The following is a 234-nucleotide window of genomic DNA, read 5'->3' on the forward strand; positions in this document are numbered from 1 at the left end:
CTCCCTGGCCAGCGATGTCACTTTCGCGGGCCTGGGCAGCATGGTGTTTGACCGCAGCGATGCGTCGCAGTACGCGGGCGTGATCAAGGGGGGCGGCGTGGGGGTTCAAAAGAATGGCGCCGGCACCCTGATCCTGTCCGGCGATAACACGTATACCGGTAACACCGTCATCAATGCAGGCGTTCTGCAGCTTGGCGACGGAAGGGTGAGCGGGTCGGTGGGAGGCGCCATCGT

1 protein-coding gene is annotated in these 234 nt (G+C 64.1%); it reads left to right on the forward strand.

Annotated elements, in window-relative coordinates; genetic code table 11:
• Positions 1-234 (forward strand): autotransporter-associated beta strand repeat-containing protein (locus SB751_RS35465; protein ID WP_410749671.1); only part of this gene is annotated, 234 nt, incomplete at both ends.

This window comes from Cupriavidus sp. SIMBA_020 (assembly GCF_046535395.1).
GTDB classification, from domain to species: domain Bacteria; phylum Pseudomonadota; class Gammaproteobacteria; order Burkholderiales; family Burkholderiaceae; genus Cupriavidus; species Cupriavidus campinensis.